At 70.0% G+C, this 16716-nt stretch carries 18 protein-coding genes; 12 read left to right on the forward strand and 6 right to left on the reverse strand.

All coding sequences use genetic code 11. The features are described 5' to 3' along the window. Window positions 1-51 precede the first annotated feature (51 nt). On the forward strand, window positions 52-261 hold the full coding sequence (locus KBX50_RS23325) for a hypothetical protein (RefSeq protein WP_210939792.1): 210 nt from the start codon (window positions 52-54) through the stop codon (window positions 259-261). Window positions 262-332: 71 nt separating this feature from the next. On the opposite strand, the gene KBX50_RS23330 is transcribed toward KBX50_RS23325, so the two are convergent. Then, complete coding sequence (locus KBX50_RS23330; RefSeq protein ID WP_093401197.1) at window positions 333-1025, reverse strand: Crp/Fnr family transcriptional regulator; 693 nt, start codon at window positions 1023-1025, stop codon at window positions 333-335. Between the two features lie 263 nt (window positions 1026-1288). On the opposite strand from KBX50_RS23330, the gene KBX50_RS23335 reads away from it, so the two are divergent. The 7 genes from KBX50_RS23335 (at window position 1289) to KBX50_RS23365 (ending at window position 6219) form a co-directional block, all read left to right on the forward strand. Then, window positions 1289-1786, forward strand: a complete 498-nt coding sequence (locus KBX50_RS23335) for a polyadenylate-specific 3'-exoribonuclease AS (protein WP_210939793.1) — start codon at window positions 1289-1291, stop codon at window positions 1784-1786. A 105-nt stretch (window positions 1787-1891) separates the two neighbouring features. Then, window positions 1892-2386, forward strand: coding sequence for a pyridoxamine 5'-phosphate oxidase family protein (locus tag KBX50_RS23340; RefSeq protein WP_210939794.1), 495 nt, complete (start codon window positions 1892-1894; stop codon window positions 2384-2386). Window positions 2387-2543: 157 nt separating this feature from the next. Beyond that, entirely contained in the window at window positions 2544-3572 is a 1029-nt protein-coding gene (locus tag KBX50_RS23345; RefSeq protein ID WP_093401195.1) for a 6-phosphofructokinase, read from the forward strand. 70 nt (window positions 3573-3642) lie between these two features. Continuing rightward, complete coding sequence (gene proC / locus KBX50_RS23350; protein ID WP_210939795.1) at window positions 3643-4461, forward strand: pyrroline-5-carboxylate reductase; 819 nt, start codon at window positions 3643-3645, stop codon at window positions 4459-4461. A gap of 164 nt (window positions 4462-4625) precedes the next feature. Then, window positions 4626-4976 carry a DUF2203 domain-containing protein gene (locus tag KBX50_RS23355; protein WP_204007960.1) on the forward strand — a complete coding sequence of 117 codons (351 nt, stop codon included), beginning with the start codon at window positions 4626-4628 and terminating at the stop codon, window positions 4974-4976. A 167-nt stretch (window positions 4977-5143) separates the two neighbouring features. Continuing rightward, window positions 5144-5623, forward strand: coding sequence for a GNAT family N-acetyltransferase (locus KBX50_RS23360; RefSeq protein WP_210939797.1), 480 nt, complete (start codon window positions 5144-5146; stop codon window positions 5621-5623). Further along, the gene (locus KBX50_RS23365; protein ID WP_210939798.1) at window positions 5623-6219 is read left to right on the forward strand and encodes a GNAT family N-acetyltransferase; all 597 of its coding nucleotides are present in this window, start codon (window positions 5623-5625) and stop codon (window positions 6217-6219) included. The genes KBX50_RS23360 and KBX50_RS23365 overlap by 1 nt, the downstream gene beginning before the upstream one ends. Before the next feature lie 61 nt (window positions 6220-6280). Here KBX50_RS23365 and KBX50_RS23370 read toward each other — a convergent pair whose 3' ends face one another. The 5 genes from KBX50_RS23370 to KBX50_RS23390 all read right to left on the reverse strand — a co-directional run bounded on the left by KBX50_RS23370 (window position 6281) and on the right by KBX50_RS23390 (window position 11548). Further along, window positions 6281-7186: a glycine betaine ABC transporter substrate-binding protein gene (locus tag KBX50_RS23370; RefSeq protein WP_210939802.1), complete on the reverse strand. Its 906-nt coding sequence runs from the start codon at window positions 7184-7186 to the stop codon at window positions 6281-6283. A 101-nt stretch (window positions 7187-7287) separates the two neighbouring features. Beyond that, entirely contained in the window at window positions 7288-8175 is an 888-nt protein-coding gene (locus KBX50_RS23375; RefSeq protein ID WP_093401190.1) for a proline/glycine betaine ABC transporter permease, read from the reverse strand. Further along, window positions 8172-9551: a glycine betaine/L-proline ABC transporter ATP-binding protein gene (locus KBX50_RS23380; RefSeq protein WP_210939804.1), complete on the reverse strand. Its 1380-nt coding sequence runs from the start codon at window positions 9549-9551 to the stop codon at window positions 8172-8174. The genes KBX50_RS23375 and KBX50_RS23380 overlap by 4 nt, the downstream gene beginning before the upstream one ends. Window positions 9552-10232: 681 nt before the next feature. Continuing rightward, complete coding sequence (locus KBX50_RS23385; RefSeq protein ID WP_210939806.1) at window positions 10233-10904, reverse strand: NADPH-dependent F420 reductase; 672 nt, start codon at window positions 10902-10904, stop codon at window positions 10233-10235. Window positions 10905-11059: 155 nt separating this feature from the next. Further along, on the reverse strand, window positions 11060-11548 hold the full coding sequence (locus KBX50_RS23390) for a glutathione peroxidase (protein ID WP_210939808.1): 489 nt from the start codon (window positions 11546-11548) through the stop codon (window positions 11060-11062). Between the two features lie 249 nt (window positions 11549-11797). Here KBX50_RS23390 and KBX50_RS23395 point away from each other — a divergent pair, with 249 nt between their 5' ends. From KBX50_RS23395 to KBX50_RS23410, 4 genes are all read left to right on the forward strand, one after another. Further along, window positions 11798-13426, forward strand: coding sequence for a glycosyl hydrolase family 18 protein (locus KBX50_RS23395; protein ID WP_210939810.1), 1629 nt, complete (start codon window positions 11798-11800; stop codon window positions 13424-13426). Between the two features lie 155 nt (window positions 13427-13581). Then, the gene (locus KBX50_RS23400; protein WP_210939812.1) at window positions 13582-14064 is read left to right on the forward strand and encodes a hypothetical protein; all 483 of its coding nucleotides are present in this window, start codon (window positions 13582-13584) and stop codon (window positions 14062-14064) included. Window positions 14065-14151: 87 nt separating this feature from the next. Further along, window positions 14152-15558, forward strand: coding sequence for a class II 3-deoxy-7-phosphoheptulonate synthase (locus KBX50_RS23405; RefSeq protein WP_210939813.1), 1407 nt, complete (start codon window positions 14152-14154; stop codon window positions 15556-15558). Between the two features lie 50 nt (window positions 15559-15608). Beyond that, complete coding sequence (locus tag KBX50_RS23410; RefSeq protein ID WP_210939814.1) at window positions 15609-16637, forward strand: low specificity L-threonine aldolase; 1029 nt, start codon at window positions 15609-15611, stop codon at window positions 16635-16637. The last annotated feature ends 79 nt before the right edge of the window (window positions 16638-16716 follow it).

Here is a 16716-nt window from a genome sequence, read left to right on the forward strand (position 1 = left end):
GGCTAGATTCAGGCAGCCGATTTGTCGACAGCTGATCAGGGGGACAGCTCCATGGTGTACGTGATGCTGAAGAGCGACTGGACCGACGGTAACGGGGTCGCCCATTCCGCGGGTGACTCGGTGGACGTGGACGCCGCCACCCTCGCGCAGTTGCAGGCGCAGGGGATCGTCGGCGAGGTGCCCGGCGGTGGCAAGGACGGCACGGACTGGGCCGGACCGGGTGGCACAGACTGGGCCGGGCCGGGCAGCACCAAGCCCTGACCGAACAACGACGGGCGGGGCCGGGACGTTCGTCCCGGCCCCGCCCGCATTGTCGTCTGCGCGGGGGCCGCTCAGCGCTCGTTCATGCCGGCGCGGCGGCGCAGCGCGGGCACGTCGGTGACCACGATCCGTCGACCCTCGGTACGCAGCCATCCCCGGTTGGCGAATGACCCGATCGCCTGGTTGACGCTCTGCCGGGAGCCGCCGGCCATCTCGGCGAGCTGGCTCTGGTTCAGCTCGATGGTGATCATCGGAGCCTGGCTCTCGCCGGCGAGCCGGACCAGCGTCTTGGCCACCCGGCCGGGCAGGTCGAGGAAGACGTGGTCGGCGTTCTGCTCGGTCAGCCGACGGATCAACGCACCGAGGGAGCGCATCACCGCGTCGAGGATGCGCGCGTTCGAGTGCACCAGCTCCATGAACGCCGGCCGGGACAACGCCAGCGCGGCAGTGTCCTCGATCGCCTCGGCCGAGGTCGACCGGGTCGAGGCGTCCAGCAGGGAGACCTCACCGAGCACGTCCGGCGGACGCATCACGGTCAGGATCGCCCGTTCGCCGGTGGGTGCGGTCCGGAACACGGCCACCGCGCCCCGCCGCAGGATGATCAGCGACTCGCCCGGGTCGTTCTCCACGAACAGCAGCTGACCCTTGCGGTACGTCCGGGGCACCGCTGCGGCGACCACCCGTTGGCGTACCTCCGGTTCGAGCCCGGCGAACATGTCGACGCCGGTGAGCGCGTCGCCCGGCTCCGGCAAGCGCATCTCCACGGCCCCACCCCTCCCCGGTCAAGGACCCCAAGTCGCTCACCGGGCGAGCCTGGCGGCCCTGACGAGGTGATCCGACACCCGTGCGGCGTCCGGCAGCGGTAACACATCAGATCATGACGGTCCCGTCGCGTGCTGTACACCCCTCAAATCACTTCCGTGACCGGTTCGAGCTGGGGCGTGACCTCTCGGCGGACCATGGAAGCGCTCCCGGTGCCGCCGACCCGATGAACGGGCCGTGGTGACCGTCCGCGAGGATGGTCGCGATGGCCTACCGCTACTTCTACGACTGTGAGTTCATCGAGGACGGCCGGACCGTCGAACTGGTCTCGATCGGCGTCGTCGACGAGCACGGCCGCGAGTTCTACGCGGTCTCCACCGAGTTCGACGCGTCCCGGGCGGTGCCCTGGGTGCGCCGCAACGTGCTGGACAAGCTGCCCTCCCCGGCCGACCGGGCGTGGCGGTCCCGCGAGCGCATCCGCGATGACCTGTACGACTTCCTCGTCGAGCCGATCCGGGGCCGCCCCGGCGAGGAGGTGGAACTGTGGGCCTGGTACGCGGCGTACGACCACGTGGCCTTGGCGCAGCTGTGGGGTGCGATGCCGGCGCTGCCCCGGGAGATCCCCCGGTACACCAAGGAGCTGCGGCAGCTGTGGGACGAGCGGGGTCGGCCCCCGCTGCCGAACGCCGCGGCGGCCCGGCACGACGCGCTTGTCGACGCCCGGCACAACCTGGCCCGGTGGCGGGCGATGACCGGTTCGTGAGATTCGGTATTTCGGTGGTTTGACCCGTGCTGTCCCGGGCACCGGGTTCGCCGACGGGCCGAGGCGAGGGAGTGCCGGCGTGGGCAGGCGCAGGGGAGTATCGACGTGAGCGGCGGGGTGATCGGTGGCCGGCAGGCCCGGACCCGGATCACCGAGCTGATCCGGGCCGCGCGGATCTGCACCCTGACGACGATCTCCCTCGATGGTCGGCTGGTGGGCCGGCCGATGACGCTGCAACGGGCGGAATTCGACGGGCAACTGTGGTTCTTCGCGTACGCGGGCTCGGCGGCCGTCCGGCAGGTGCGGGTCAACCCGGAGGTCGAGCTGAGCCTGCACGACCCGCAGGCGCAGGTCTGGGCCTCGATCACCGGCAGCGCCCGGGACGACCCTGACCAGGCACGCGCCGAGCGGCTGTGGCACCCGGGACTGGCCTCGTGGTTTCCGGACGGTCCGGCCACGGCGGGGCTCACGCTGGTCGCCGTGCACCTCACGGCCGTGCGGTGCTGGGACGCCCGGGGCGGTCAGGTCGAGCTGATCGGTCCGGTCGGCGCGGCGTCCAGCGGCGGGTCTTCGGCCGATCACCGGGAGGATGGCTACTGACCGGTAGTGGGGCGCGGTGTGGGCCGTACCGAGCGGCGACTACAGTTTGTAGGGACGGCCCGCCCCGGGCCGGCAACGGTGCCGAGGGTCCGCGCTGACACATATCCTGGGGCTTGATCGGGCTTGACCAGATGCTCCCCAGGAGGATGAGCAGATCATGCGTATCGGCGTGCTCACCGGCGGCGGCGACTGCCCGGGTCTCAACGCGGTCATCCGGGCGGTGGTCCGTAAGGGCGTCGCCAGCTACGGCCACGAGTTCGTAGGCTTCCAGGACGGTTGGAAAGGTCCGCTCGAGGGGCTGTCCCGCCCGCTCGGCATCGCGGAGGTCCGCGGCATCCTGCCCCGTGGCGGCACGATCCTCGGCTCCTCCCGGACCAACCCTTTCAAGATCGAGAACGGCGTCGAGCGGATCAAGGACAACCTGGCGGCGCAGGGTGTCGACGCCCTGATCGCCATCGGCGGTGAGGACACCCTCGGTGTCGCCACCAAGCTCCACGAACTGGGCGTCAACGTCATCGGCGTGCCGAAGACCATCGACAACGACCTCGGCGCGACCGACTACACGTTCGGCTTCGACACCGCCGTCAACATCGCCATGGAGGCGATCGACCGGCTGCACACCACCGCCGAGAGCCACCACCGCACCCTGGTGGTCGAGGTGATGGGCCGGCACGCCGGCTGGATCGCCCTGCACGCCGGCCTGGCCGGCGGCGCCAACGTGATCCTGCTCCCCGAGCGCAACTTCGACGTCGAGCAGGTCGCCGGCTACGTCGAGAAGCGCTTCCAGCACCAGTACGCCCCGATCGTCGTGGTCGCCGAGGGCGCCCAGCCGCTGGAGGGCCAGATGGTCCTGCAGAACCAGGAGCTGGACGCGTTCGGTCACGTGCGGCTCGGCGGCATCGGCCAGTGGCTGGCCGAGCAGCTGGAGGCCAAGACCGGCAAGGAGGCCCGCACGGTCGTGCTCGGCCACATCCAGCGCGGCGGCACCCCCACCGCGTTCGACCGGGTGCTCGCCACCCGGCTGGGCCTGCAGGCCATCGACGCCGCCCACGAGGGCGACTGGGGCAAGATGGTCGCGATGCAGAGCACCAACATCGTCCGCGTCCCGCTCGCCGACGCCACCGCCGAGCTGAAGACCGTTCCGCTGGAGCGGTACGCCGAGGCCGAGGTCTTCTTCGGTAGCTGATCGTCGTTCCGGCGTCGCGGTCGGGCCGTCGGGCCCGCCGCGACGCCGGCCCACGAAGGGGGTACGCCAGGTGTCAGCCGGGGTGCACACGGTCGCGGTGATCGGGGCGGGCAAGATCGGCGAGCTGATGCTCTCCGGGCTGCTGCGGTCCGGTTGGCCGGTGGACCGGCTGCTGGCCACCGCCCGCCGCCCGGCCCGCGCCGAGGAACTGGCCGCCCGCTACGGCGTACGGGTGGTGGACAACCTCACCGCCGTGGACGAGGCCGAGGTGCTGGCCGTATCGGTGAAACCGCAGGACGCCGCCGGGCTGTTGGACGAGATCGGGCCCAAGGTGCCGCCCGGCAAACTGCTGATCTCGCTCTGCGCCGGCCTGCCCAGCAGCTTCTTCAGCCGCCGACTGCCCGAGGGCACCCCCGTGGTGCGGGTGATGACCAACACCCCCGCTCTGGTGGACCAGGCGATGACCGCGATCTCGGCCGGCGCGTACGCCACCGGCGAGCACCTGGCGCTGGCCGAGGAGATGTTCAAGCCGCTCGGCGCGACCATCCGGGTGCCCGAGACGCAGCAGGACGCAGTGACGGCTCTCTCCGGCTCCGGCCCGGCCTACTTCTACCTGCTGGTCGAGGCGATGACCGACGCCGGCATCCTGCTCGGCCTGCCCCGTCAGGTGGCGCACGACCTGATCGTGCAGACCGCGATCGGCTCGGCGGTGATGCTGCGCGACTCCGGCGAGCACCCGGTGAAGCTGCGCGAGGCGGTCACCTCGCCCGCCGGCACCACCATCTCCGCCGTCCGCGAGTTGGAGAACCACGGCGTACGCGCCGCCCTGCTGGCCGCCCTGGAGGCCGCCCGCGACCGCGCCCGCGAACTGGCCGCCCAAGCCGAGTAACCCACCCCACCCCACCCCGCCCCGCCACTCCTGCGTTGATCATGAGGTTAGCGGCAGAAGTTGATCTTTGAGCTGCCGTCAACCTCATGATCAACGGGGTGGGTGCTTTCGGGTTTGCCGGAGGGCGGGGCGGTGAGGTGATCGGGGTGGCGCATACTGGCGCGGTGTTCACTCTCGCCCAGGCCCGGCACCTGGTAGCCACCCTGCATCCCCGGATCGACGAGCTGATCCGGGTCCGGGCCGACCTGGCCGAGTTGCAGGCCGACCTGGCCGGCCACGGGCTCAGCGCACTCGGCGGCCGGGCCGAGGTCAAGGGCCTGGAGGCCCGGCTGTACGCGGTCCTCGACGAGATCCAGCAGCACGGCATCGAGGTCAAGAGCGTGGCACCGGTGTTGCTCGACTTCCCGGGTGAGCGCGAGGGCCGACAGGTGCTCTGGTGCTGGCTGGAGGGGGACACCGACGTGCGCTGGTACCACCGTGCCGACTGCGGCTTCGCCGGCCGCCGCCCGATCTGACCTCTGCCGGCCCGGCCGGACCCGCACCGCCCACTCGCCCGTCGTGCCGCCCCGGTCGCTGCCGAGTCCGCAACGATCCTCAAGGTGTGCGGAGCCTCAGGCCGGTAGCGGGCGGCAGGGGAGACGGCCGGTCGGGGCCGAGTCGCGAGGGCGGCTAGTCTCTGTCGGTGAGTGGAGCACGGCGGGCGACTGTGGACGACGCCCGGGAACTGGTCCGGTTGCGGGCGGTCATGCTGGGTGCGATGAGCGGCGCGCCGCCGGAGCCCGGCGAATGGCAGCACACGGCTCTGCGTACGCTCCGGCGACAGCTGCCGGACCGGGAGGCCGATCTTGCCGCCTACGTGGTGGATGCGCCGGGCCGACCCGGAATGCTCGCCGCCTGCGCGGTCGGCGTGGTCGACCTGCGGCTCGGCGGACCGGCGGATCCGAGCGGCCGGTCCGGGTACGTCTTCAACGTGGCGACCGATCCGGCGTACCGCCGTCGGGGTTTCTCGCGGGCCTGCCTGGGCGCGCTGCTGGAGTGGTTCGCCGCCCGGGGGGTGGGCACGGTCGACCTGAAGGCCAGCGCGGAGGGGGAGCCGCTCTACCGGGAGCTCGGCTTCCGTCAAACGTCGATGCCGGCGATGCGGCGGGGCGGAGGGCTCTGATGTTCGCCGTTGCGTTGACTGAGGACGCCGAGCTGCGACCGCTGAACCCGTGGCACGCCGAGGAGTTCCTGGGCAACCTGGACCGGTCGCGGGAGCACATCGCGCCGTGGGTGTCGCCGTCCTTCGTGGCCACCGACCTCGACGGGGCGCGGCATGTGCTCCAGCGTTATGCGGACCGATGGGCCCGCGACGACGGCGGGATCTGGGGGATCTGGTCGGGCGGCAAACTGGTCGGCGGGGTGCTGCTGGTGTCGCTCAACGCGGCGTCCGGGGTGTGCGAGGCGGGTTGCTGGCTGGAACCGGCCGCCGAGGGGCGGGGGCTGGTGACCAGGGCGGTCGAGCGGATCGTCGACTGGGCGCTCGTCGAACGCGGGCTGCACCGGGTCGAGTGGCGGACCAACGCTGGCAACGCGCGCAGCATCGCGGTGGCCCGCCGGCTGGGCATGCGCCGCGACGGTGTCCTGCGGGAGACGTTGCCCGGGCCCCAGGGGCGCGTCGACCTGGAGGTCTGGTCGGTGCTGGCCCCCGAGTGGCGGGCCCGGCGGGCCGGCGTCCTGTCGATCCGGGACTCCGGCGGCGTCGCTCCCGACAAGTAGTTGAGCCGTCGGTGGCGGGGCCAACTACCCCGCCACCGACGGCTGATCGCTCAAGGCCGGGTCAGGAGTTGACGGCCAGCGTGCCCGCGTAGTCCGGGTTGGCCTTCAGCCACTCCTCGACGGCCTTCTCCTCGTCGTCCTTGTGCACGTTGAACATCAGGTCCTCCAGCGTGCCGAGCTGCTGGTCGTCCATCTTGAACTTCTTCAGCATCTCGGTGACCTCGGGGAAGTCCGCGCCGAAGCCCTCACGGGCCAGCGTGTTGATCTCCTCGGCCCCGCCGAGCGTGCCCTTCGGGTCCGCCAGGTCCTTCAGCGGGTAGTTCGCGTAGGCCCAGTGCGGGTGCCAGAGGGTCACCACGATCGGCTTCTGGTCCTTGATCGCGCCGTCCAGCGCGGCCAGCATGGCTGGCGTCGACGACGTCTTCAGGGTGAGCTTGTCGGCCAGGTCGTACTCCGGGATGACCTTGTCCTGGGTGGCGGCGGTCAGGCCGGCACCGGGCTCGATCCCGATGATCTCGCCGCCGAAGGCGTCGGCGTTGGCGGCCAGGTCCTCCAGCGAGTTGACGTCGCTGACGTACTCCGGCACCGCGATGCTCAGGCTGGCGTTGTCGTACCAGACGCCGACCTTCTCGATCTTGTCGCCGTACTCCTTCATGTAGTCGGCGTGGGTCTGCGGCAGCCAGCTGTCGAGGAAGAGGTCGATGTCCCCCGTCGCCAGGCCCTGGTAGACGATCCCCGCCTCGACGTTCTTGAGCTCGACGTCGTAGCCCTTCTCCTCCAGCAGGTTCTTCCAGAGATAGGAGGCGGCGATGGCTTCGTCCCAGGCCATGTAGCCGATGGTGATCTGCTTGTTGTCGCCGGCGGAGTTGCCGGAGTCGCCGTCGTCGCCGCAGGCGGCGACGCCGGTCAGCGCCAGGGCGGCGGTGGCCGCAAGGGCGACCCGGCGCACCAATTTACTGCTCCACATGTGGAGTTTCCTTCCCTTGTTGCGGTGAACCGGCGGAACTCGCGGTAGCGAGGCAGGGCGCCGGCAACCGGTGACTTCCCCGCGTGGGTCAGGACGTGGGGTCAGGCCTGTTGCATGGCGCGTTGCGCCTTCGCGGAGGCGGTACGCGCGCCGATCGAATCGGTGAGGCGGTCGAGGACCACCGCCAGGATCACCACGGCGATGCCGCCCTCGAAGCCCGCGCCGACCTGGACCCGGGCGAGCGCCGTCATGATCACCTCACCGAGCCCGCCGGCGCCGACCATTCCGGCGATGACCACCATCGACAGGGCCAGCATGATGACCTGGTTGACGCCGGTCATGATGGTCGGCAGGGCCAGTGGCAGTTTGGTCCGCAGCAGGATCTTCCACGGCGACGCGCCGAACGCCTCGCCGGCCTCGATGACCTCGCGGTCGACCTGGCGCAGGCCCAACTCGGTCAGGCGTACCCCGGGCGGCATGCTGAACACCACGGTGGCCAGCACGCCGGGCACGGCGCCGACGCCGAAGTAGAAGATGGCCGGGATCAGGTAGACGAACGCGGGCATCGTCTGCATCAGGTCCAGCACCGGCCGGACGACTGCCGAGACACGGCGGCTCTCCGCGACGAGAATGCCCAGCGGTACGGCGAGCAACAGGGCGATTCCGCTGGCGACGAGGACCAGCGCCAGTGTGCTCATCGTCTGTTCCCAGATCGGCAACCCGGCCACCAGGCCGAGTCCGAGCGTGGTGCCGAGACCGAACTTCCAGCCTCGCAGCCACCAGCCGAGGCCGGCGAAGATCAGTACCATGACGATCGCCGGGGGCGCGGTCAGCAGGTCCACCAGCGGCTCGACAAGCGAATCGACGGCGGAGGCGATGCCGTCGAAGACGGCGGACAGATGATCCCTGGACCAGTCGACGCCGACCTTGAACGCGTCGCCGATCCGCACGTACGGCAGCAGGTCATCGATACTGTCGGCGCTGTTCATGCGGGCTCTCCCGTCAGCCGGACCGATGGTTCGGCAACCACCTGGGCCGGCACCTCCGCTGTCGGGTCGCCGTTTCCGGTCGGTGCCGTGCCGGCCGTGCCGACGGCCCGGGTCGGGTCAGTGGCCGGAGCCGTACCGGTCTCGTCGGCAGGCCCGGGGGTGGCGGTGGTCTCGCCGGTGTCGGTGCTGAGGTTGCCCAGGGCGCTCAGCAGGGTGACCCGCGGAATCACGCCGGCGAGCCGCCCGGCGCTGTCGACCACGGCGACCGGTGCCGGGCTCTGGGCAGAGGCGGCGAAGATGTCGGCCACCGGCGTCGTGTCCTCGACCGTGTGGGCGTACTCGGTCGAGACGATCTCCTGGAGGTTCTTCCGGCCGTCCCGGACCGCCTGGGCGGCGGCGTCGGCGGTCACCGTGCCCAGGTACCGCTTGTCCCGGCCGGTGACGTAGACGGCCGACGTCTGGGTCTCGCGCAGCACCCGGGCGGCCACCCGTGGGCCGGAGTTCACGTCCACGACGCCGAGCGGTCGCTCCATGACCGCCGACGCGGTGAGGATCCTGGTCCGGTCGACGTCGGCGACGAACTGGGCGACGTAGTCGTTGGACGGGTCGGTGAGGATCTCCTCGGCGGTGCCGATCTGGACGATCCGGCCAGCACGCATGACCGCGATGCGATCGCCGAGGCGCATCGCCTCGTTGAGGTCGTGCGTGATGAACACGATCGTCTTGCCGAGTTCGGCCTGTAGCCCGAGCAACTGGTCCTGCACCTCGCGGCGGATCAGCGGATCGAGCGCGGAGAAGGCCTCGTCCATGAGCATGATGTCGGTGCCGGCGGCGAGCGCGCGGGCCAGGCCGACGCGCTGGCGCATGCCGCCGGAGAGTTCCTGCGGCAGTTTGTCCGCTGAGCCGTCGAGTCCGACCATCCGGAGCGCCTGCAGCGCCTTCTCCCGGCGCTCGGCGCGCGGCAGGCCCGCGATCTCCAGCGCGTAGCCGGCGTTGTCCAACACCGACCGGTGTGGCTGGAGCGCGAAGTGCTGGAAGACCATGCTGATCTTCTCGCGGCGCAGCTTCCGTAGCGCGGCGGGCTTGAGCTTGGTGATGTCGACCCCGTCGATCTCGACCGTGCCGTGCGTGGGGGACAGCAGCCCGTTGAGCATCCGGATCAGGGTGGACTTCCCCGAGCCGGACAGACCCATGACCACGAAGATCTCGCCGCGTCTGACCTCGAAGTTCGCGTCGACGACCGCAGCCGTGACCGGTAGTCCTGCCAGCTTCTCGTCCCGGCCCGCGCTGGTGCGGAGAATCTCCGCCGCCTTGTCGGCGCGGCTCCCGTAGACCTTGTAGAGGGATTTCACTCTGAGTGCGGACACGGTCTCCATTCCAAGGGGCATGCGTACGCGGGCAGCTTTCTTGGGCAACGCACGAAGGTGCACTGCTATCGACACCAGGTGTTGCCATGGGCCTGCCGAAGTCACGACAGCCCAGGTAAGCGAGCCTCGACCCTACCCGAGGTTTTTCCGTGAACGGCAATCCCGATGGCCAGCGCGTTGTCGCCTCGTTGTAAAGGTGTACACCGATGAAGGTCGATGTTATTTCGGCTGGATATTGGCAACCGACGCGCAATTCTGGTAACGAGGGTCGGGGTGGCTGACCGGATCTCCGACCCATGACATTCGGGACGTTAGGGCGTATACCAGCACCGGCATGATCATGTTTTGCCCGCTGTTGTCACCCGAATGAGTTCTTCGCCCATGTTGGCACCAGGTGTCCGCCGAGGCTGGTGGTGCCGTTTTGGTCGCTGACGGCGCAGCATTTCTGGGTGTGGTTCGCGTCTCGGTCCGGCGGTTCGGCTCGCGCCCGTCATGTTTGGCCGGCGTGGATATTCGCGAGATCTACATGGAATCTCCATGGGACCGAGACGGAATCTCCATGACATCGACACGGTCCGGCGCGCCTGATTCCGCCGACGGCGGAACCGGAAATCGACGAATCTCGACCGTTGCCGGAATTGTGGCGCCGGCGCCCCCGCGGACGACGTCGGGTGTCGGACTGTGGCCGGGTCAGCCGGCGTCTGCGAGGGCGGCGCGCAGCACGCCCGCACCGGCCGGGGATTCCTGTTCCCCGCGCGCCGGGTCGGCAGAGTAGATGACGCCGTAGGCGGGGGTGTCCGGCTGGAAGCGCCAGCTGTCGGCGAGCGTGCCCGCGTCCACCGTGTCGTAGCCGATCCGATCCAGGAAGTCGGTCACGGTTGCCTTGGCCTCCGGGTCGTCACCGGCGATCGGCAGCGCGCTGCGGTCGGCGGCGTCGCCGGGCCGGGCCAGGGTGAGCAGGTGCTTGAAGAAGATGTTGTTGAACGCCTTCACCACGTGGGACTGCGGCAGGTGGCGTTGTAGCAGCTCGCTGCTGGTGACGCTGCCCTCGTCCAACTCGGGGATCTGGCCGTCCCGCTGCGGGTAGTAGTTGTTCGTGTCGATGACGACCTTGCCGGCCAACGGCTCGGCCGGCACGGACCGGTACGACTTGAGCGGAATGGTGACCACCACCAGGTCACCGGCGCGAGCCGCGGCCTCGACGGTGCCGGCGCTCGCCTGCGGCCCCAGCTCGTCGACCAGGTCGGTCAGGGTCTCCGGCCCGCGTGAGTTGCTCAACACCACGTCATAGCCGGCGTTCACGGCCAGCCGTGCCACGGTCCCACCGATGTGCCCGCTGCCGATCAACCCCACCGTCGCCATACCTCACCCCTCCACCACGCTGACCTGTCCCGAACCTGATGCGCCTCGCACCCTCTCCGCCCTCTTCGTCGATCATGCAGTTCGGGTCGGTCCATAAGGACGCGAAAGCCTCAAAAGAGCGACCACAACTGCATGATCGACGAGGCGACAGCTGGTTACGCGGGGAGGTTCTTGTCGATGGTGGCGCGGAGGGTGGGGTCGTCGGGGGTCACGGTGGGGGCGAAGCGGGCGGCGACGGAGCCGTCGGGAGCGACGAGGAACTTCTCGAAGTTCCACCGGACGTCGCCGGTGTGGCCGTCGGCGTCGGCGGTGTCCACCAGGGCCGCGTACAGGGGGTGGCGGTCGGGGCCGTTCACGTCGACCTTCTCCGTGATCGGGAAGGTCACCCCGTAGTTGACCTGGCAGAACTCGCTGATCTCCGCCGCGCTGCCCGGCTCCTGGCCGGCGAACTGGTTGCACGGCACGCCGAGCACGGTCAGTCCACGGTCGGCGTACTCGTCCTGGAGGGCCTGTAGGCCCGCGTACTGCGGGGTGAGGCCGCAGCGCGAGGCGACGTTGACGATCAGCAGGGCGCGTCCGCGGTACTGCGCGAGGTCGGCCGGGCCACCGGCGAGGGCACCGATCGGAATGTCGAAGACGGTCATACCTCCGAGGCTAGTGCGGTTTCCAGAAACGTTCACCGGGCCGCGCCGGGCCCAGCCGATGGGCGCAGGCGATGCGGGTTGCGGTGAAGTTACCGATCGGTACCCGACCTCTGACCGGCGGTGACGCCGGAGGGAGTCCAATCTGGCCTCCTCGCCCAATCGATACATGGACATCTTGACGAAGTGGTGGCGTGTGAGTAGCGTCTCCTCATCCTTTTGGAAAGTTTCCTAACTGTTTGGAGACGCCACATGAAGAGATCGCTTCGCCGGGCCCTCTGGGTCGGCGCCGTGGTCGCGGTGACCGTCGCCACGGTCCCGATGGCCTCGGCGTTCGGCGCCGGAAGCGTGACCGCCTCGTTCACCCGGGTGTCGGACTGGGGTACGGGTCACGAAACGCGGGTCACCATCACCAACGGGTCGGACGCCAGCGTCAGCACCTGGCGCATCGAGTTCGAGCTGCCGTCAGGCACCAGCATCGGCAGTTTCTGGGACGCCGACGTCACCCGCAACGGCAACCGCTATGTGGCGGTCAAGAAGAGCTGGGCCGGTGCGCTGGCCCCGGGCGCCTCCTTCAGCTGGGGCTACAACGGCACCGGCGCGTACCGGGCGCCGCTGAACTGCACCATCAACGGCGCCTCGTGCGGTGGCGGCAGCACCCCGCCGACCACCACCGCACCGCCCACCACGACCCCACCCACGACCACGCCGCCCACGACCACCCCGCCGACCACCACGCCTCCGACCACCACGCCGCCGAACCCGGGTGCGCAGAAGGTGGTCGGCTACTTCGCCCAGTGGGGCGTCTACGCCCGCAACTATCACGTGCGGAACATCCACACCAGCGGCTCGGCCGCGAAGCTGACCCACATCCTGTACGCCTTCGGCAACACCACGGGCGGCCGGTGCACCATCGGGGACAGCTACGCCGACTACGAGAAGGCGTACACCGCGGCGGAGAGCGTCGACGGCGTCGCCGACACCTGGGACCAGCCGCTGCGTGGCAGCTTCAACCAGCTGCGCAAGCTCAAGAAGATGTACCCGCACCTCAAGGTGATCTGGTCGTTCGGTGGCTGGACCTGGTCCGGCGGCTTCACCCAGGCCGCGCAGAACCCGACCGCCTTCGCCGAGAGCTGCTACAACCTGGTCGAGGACCCGCGTTGGGCCGACGTCTTCGACGGCATCGACATCGACTGGGAGTACCCCAACGCCTGTGGCCTGACCTGCGACGCCAGCGGCCCGAACGCGTTCAAGAACGTGGCCAGCGCGCTGCGCGCCCGGTTCGGCTCGAACAACCTGGTCACCGCCGCGATCACCGCCGACGGCAGCAACGGCGGCAAGATCGACGCCACCGACTACGCCGGTGCCGCCACGCACCTCAACTGGATCATGCCGATGACGTACGACTACTTCGGCGCCTTCAACGCGCAGGGCCCCACCGCCCCGCACTCGCCGCTGTACTCGTACTCGGGCATCCCGCAGCAGGGCTTCTGGTCCGACGCGGCGATCCAGAAGCTCAAGAGCAAGGGCATCCCGGCCAACAAGCTGCTGCTCGGCGTCGGCTTCTACGGCCGTGGCTGGACCGGGGTCACCCAGTCCACGCCGGGCGGCACCGCGACCGGGCCGGCACCGGGCACCTACGAGCAGGGCATCGAGGACTACAAGGTGCTCAAGAACACCTGTCCGGCCACCGGCACCGTCGCCGGCACGGCGTACGCCAAGTGCGGCAGCAACTGGTGGAGCTACGACACCCCGTCGACCATCGGCGGCAAGATGACGTACGCCAAGAACCAGGGCCTCGGTGGCGCCTTCTTCTGGGAGCTCTCCGGTGACACCAGTAACGGTGAGCTGATCAGCGCCATCAAGGGCGGCCTCGGCTGAGCCGACGGCCGACGCACCACCCACACGACGGGGAGGGGCCCCGCACCGGCCCCTCCCCGTCCGCTGTGCCCGGGGTCGATCTCGATGCCCGGACGGCGGTGTGACAGACTCGCCGCTCGACCATGTCTCGATGTCCGGCGTCGAGGGAGGTGACGATGCGGGTCAGGAACCGGCGTCCGGCGAGCGCCATCGCGCTGCTCGCCACCGTGCCTCTCGCGCTCGTCGGCTGCGGGCTCGTCGGCGGTGAGCCCGAGACGGAGCAACCGGGGCGGGCGCCGGCAGAGGAGGCCACCCTGAAGTCCCGCGAGCGGGTCCAGGCGTACCTAGACGCGATGACCGCCAAGGACGTGGCGGCCGGGCGCAGCCAACTCTGCGCGGTGCTGCACGAGGCGTTCGACGCCGCCGCCACCGAGCCGAACGGCGACTTCGCCGACCACTTCAAGGTGTCCAGGTCCGAGATCACCGACATCCGGCCCGGTCCGTCCGGGCAGGAGGTCAGCACCGCGGTCACGGTGACCGTCGGCAAGAAGAAGGCGACCCGCCCGCTGCTGTTCACCGTCACTCGCGACGGGCTCGACTGGTGCATCTCCGACGAGCGGCCGGGCGCGCACAGTCCGGCGCCGGCGCCGACGCCCTGACCTGCGCCACCGTCGAGGGTCGTCCATCTGCCGGAACCCGGCCCCTCGCCGGTGGCCCGTCCGGCTGGTCGCCGTACGCTGAATACCATGCGCCATGAGTGGCATCAGTTGAGTCATCCGGCGGTGGGCAGCCCGGTGCTGCAGACCAGCCGCCCGACCGTCGACTCCGCCGAGGACGAGGCTCTCGGCCTGGACCGCTGGCGACAGCTGCCGCGCGCCCAGACTCCGCCCTGGCCCGATGCGGCCCAGGTCGCCGAGGTCTGCAAGGTGCTCGACACCGTGCCGTCGGTGGTCGCCCCGTACGAGGTCGATCAGTTGCGCCAGCGTCTGGCGTTGGTCTGCGAGGGCAAGGCGTTCCTGCTCCAGGGCGGTGACTGCGCGGAGACCTTCGCCGACAACACCGAGAGCCACCTGCTGGCCAACGCCCGCACGCTGCTGCAGATGGCCATCGTGCTGACCTATGGCGCGTCGTTGCCGGTGGTGAAGGTGGCCCGGGTGGCCGGGCAGTACACCAAGCCCCGGTCGCTGCCGACCGACGCGCGGGGCCTGCCGGCCTACCGCGGTGACATGATCAACTCACTGGAGGCCACGCCGGAGGCGCGGGTCGCCGACCCGCAGCGCATGATCAGGGCGTACGCGAACTCGGCCGCCGCCATGAACATGTTGCGGGCGTACCTGGCCGGCGGGCTGGCCGATCTGCACGCGGTGCACGACTGGAACAAGGGCTTCGTGCGCAATTCGCCGGCCGGCGAGCGGTACGAGGCGATCGCCCGGGAGATCGACCGGGCCCTGGCGTTCATCCGCGCCTGCGGGATGACCGAGGACGACGCGTTGCGCACGGTCACCCTGTACTGCTCGCACGAGGCCCTCGCGCTGGAGTACGACCGGGCGTTGACCCGGGTTTCCGGTGGCCGGCCGTACGGGCTCTCCGGGCACTTCCTCTGGATCGGTGAGCGCACCCGGCAGATCGACGGGGCGCACATCGACTTCATCTCCCGCATCGCCAACCCGATCGGGGTCAAGCTCGGCCCGACCACCACCCCGGACGAGGCGATCGAGCTGTGCGAGAAGCTGAACCCGGACAACATCCCCGGCCGGCTCACGCTGATCAGCCGGATGGGCAACCACAAGGTCCGCGACGCGCTGCCGCCGATCGTGGCCAAGGTGACCGCCGCCGGAGCCAAGGTGGTGTGGCAGTGCGACCCGATGCACGGCAACACCCACGAATCGTCCAACGGCTACAAGACGCGCCACTTCGATCGGATCGTCGATGAGGTGCTGGGCTACTTCGAGGTGCACCGTGGCCTGGAAACCCACCCCGGCGGTCTGCATGTCGAGTTGACCGGCGAGGACGTCACCGAGTGCCTCGGCGGTGCTCAGGGCATCGCCGACCTCGACCTGCCCGACCGCTACGAGACCGCCTGCGACCCTCGGCTGAACACCCAGCAGTCGCTGGAGCTGGCCTTCCTCGTCGCGGAGATGCTCCGTGGCTGACGCGAGGAGTGAGCTCGCGAGCCCCGCGGTCGGCAGCCGAAGGGGCGACTGTGGCTGACCTGATCGACCTGCGGTCGGACACGGTGACCCGGCCCACGGCCGCGATGCGGCAGGCCATGGCCAGCGCCGAGGTGGGTGACGACGTCTACGGCGAGGACCCCACGGTGCAGGCCCTGGAGGTCGAGGTCGCCGCGATGTTCGGGCACGAGGCGGCGTTGTTCTGCCCGAGCGGGTCGATGGCCAACCAGATCGCCCTGCAACTGCTGGTGCCGCCCGGCTCCGAGCTGCTCTGCGATGCCGACGCGCACGTGGTCACGTACGAGATGGGGGCCGCTGCCGCGTACGGCGGGGTCACCTCGCGAACCTGGCCTGCGGTGGGTGCCCAGCTCGACCCCGACGTGATCGCCGGCATGGTGCGTCCCGACGGCTACTGGGCGGTGCCCACCCGGGCGATCGCGGTGGAGCAGACCCACAACCGTGGCGGCGGCGGGGTGATTCCCCTCGATTCGCTGCGTGAGCTGCGCCAGGTCGCGGACGCCGGGCAGTTGGCGCTGCACTGCGACGGTGCTCGGATCTGGCACGCGCACGTCGCCGACGGGGTGCCCCTGGCCACCTACGGCGCGTTGTTCGACACCCTGTCGGTCTGCCTGTCCAAGGGGCTCGGCGCGCCGGTCGGCTCACTTGTCGTTGGCGCTGCCGACCGGATCGAACGGGGTCGGGTGATCCGCAAGCGGATGGGTGGTGGGATGCGTCAGGCGGGCATCCTGGCCGCCGCCGGTCGGCACGCCCTGGCTCACCACGTCGGCCGGCTGGCGGCCGATCACGCGAAGGCGGCCCGACTGGCGGAGGCGGTCGCCCCGTTCGGGGTGCTGGCCACCACGGTACGCACCAACATCGTTCCGCTGGATCTGACCAAGGCCCCGCTGGACGCGCCCACCCTGGCCGCCGCCGCCCGTGCCGAGGGCGTACTGATCTCGGTGCTCGGTCCCCGCACGGCCCGCCTGGTCACCCACCTGGACGTCACCGACACCCAGGTCGCCCAAGCCGCCGCCACCCTCACCCACATCCTCCGCAGCTGACGCCCGCCCTACCCGCCACCCCCGTTGATCATGAGGTTAGCGGCGTTTTTGATCTCGGTGAGTGCCGCTAACCTCATGA

The organism is Micromonospora sp. C51 (genome assembly GCF_018070435.1).
GTDB lineage: Bacteria > Actinomycetota > Actinomycetes > Mycobacteriales > Micromonosporaceae > Micromonospora > Micromonospora sediminimaris.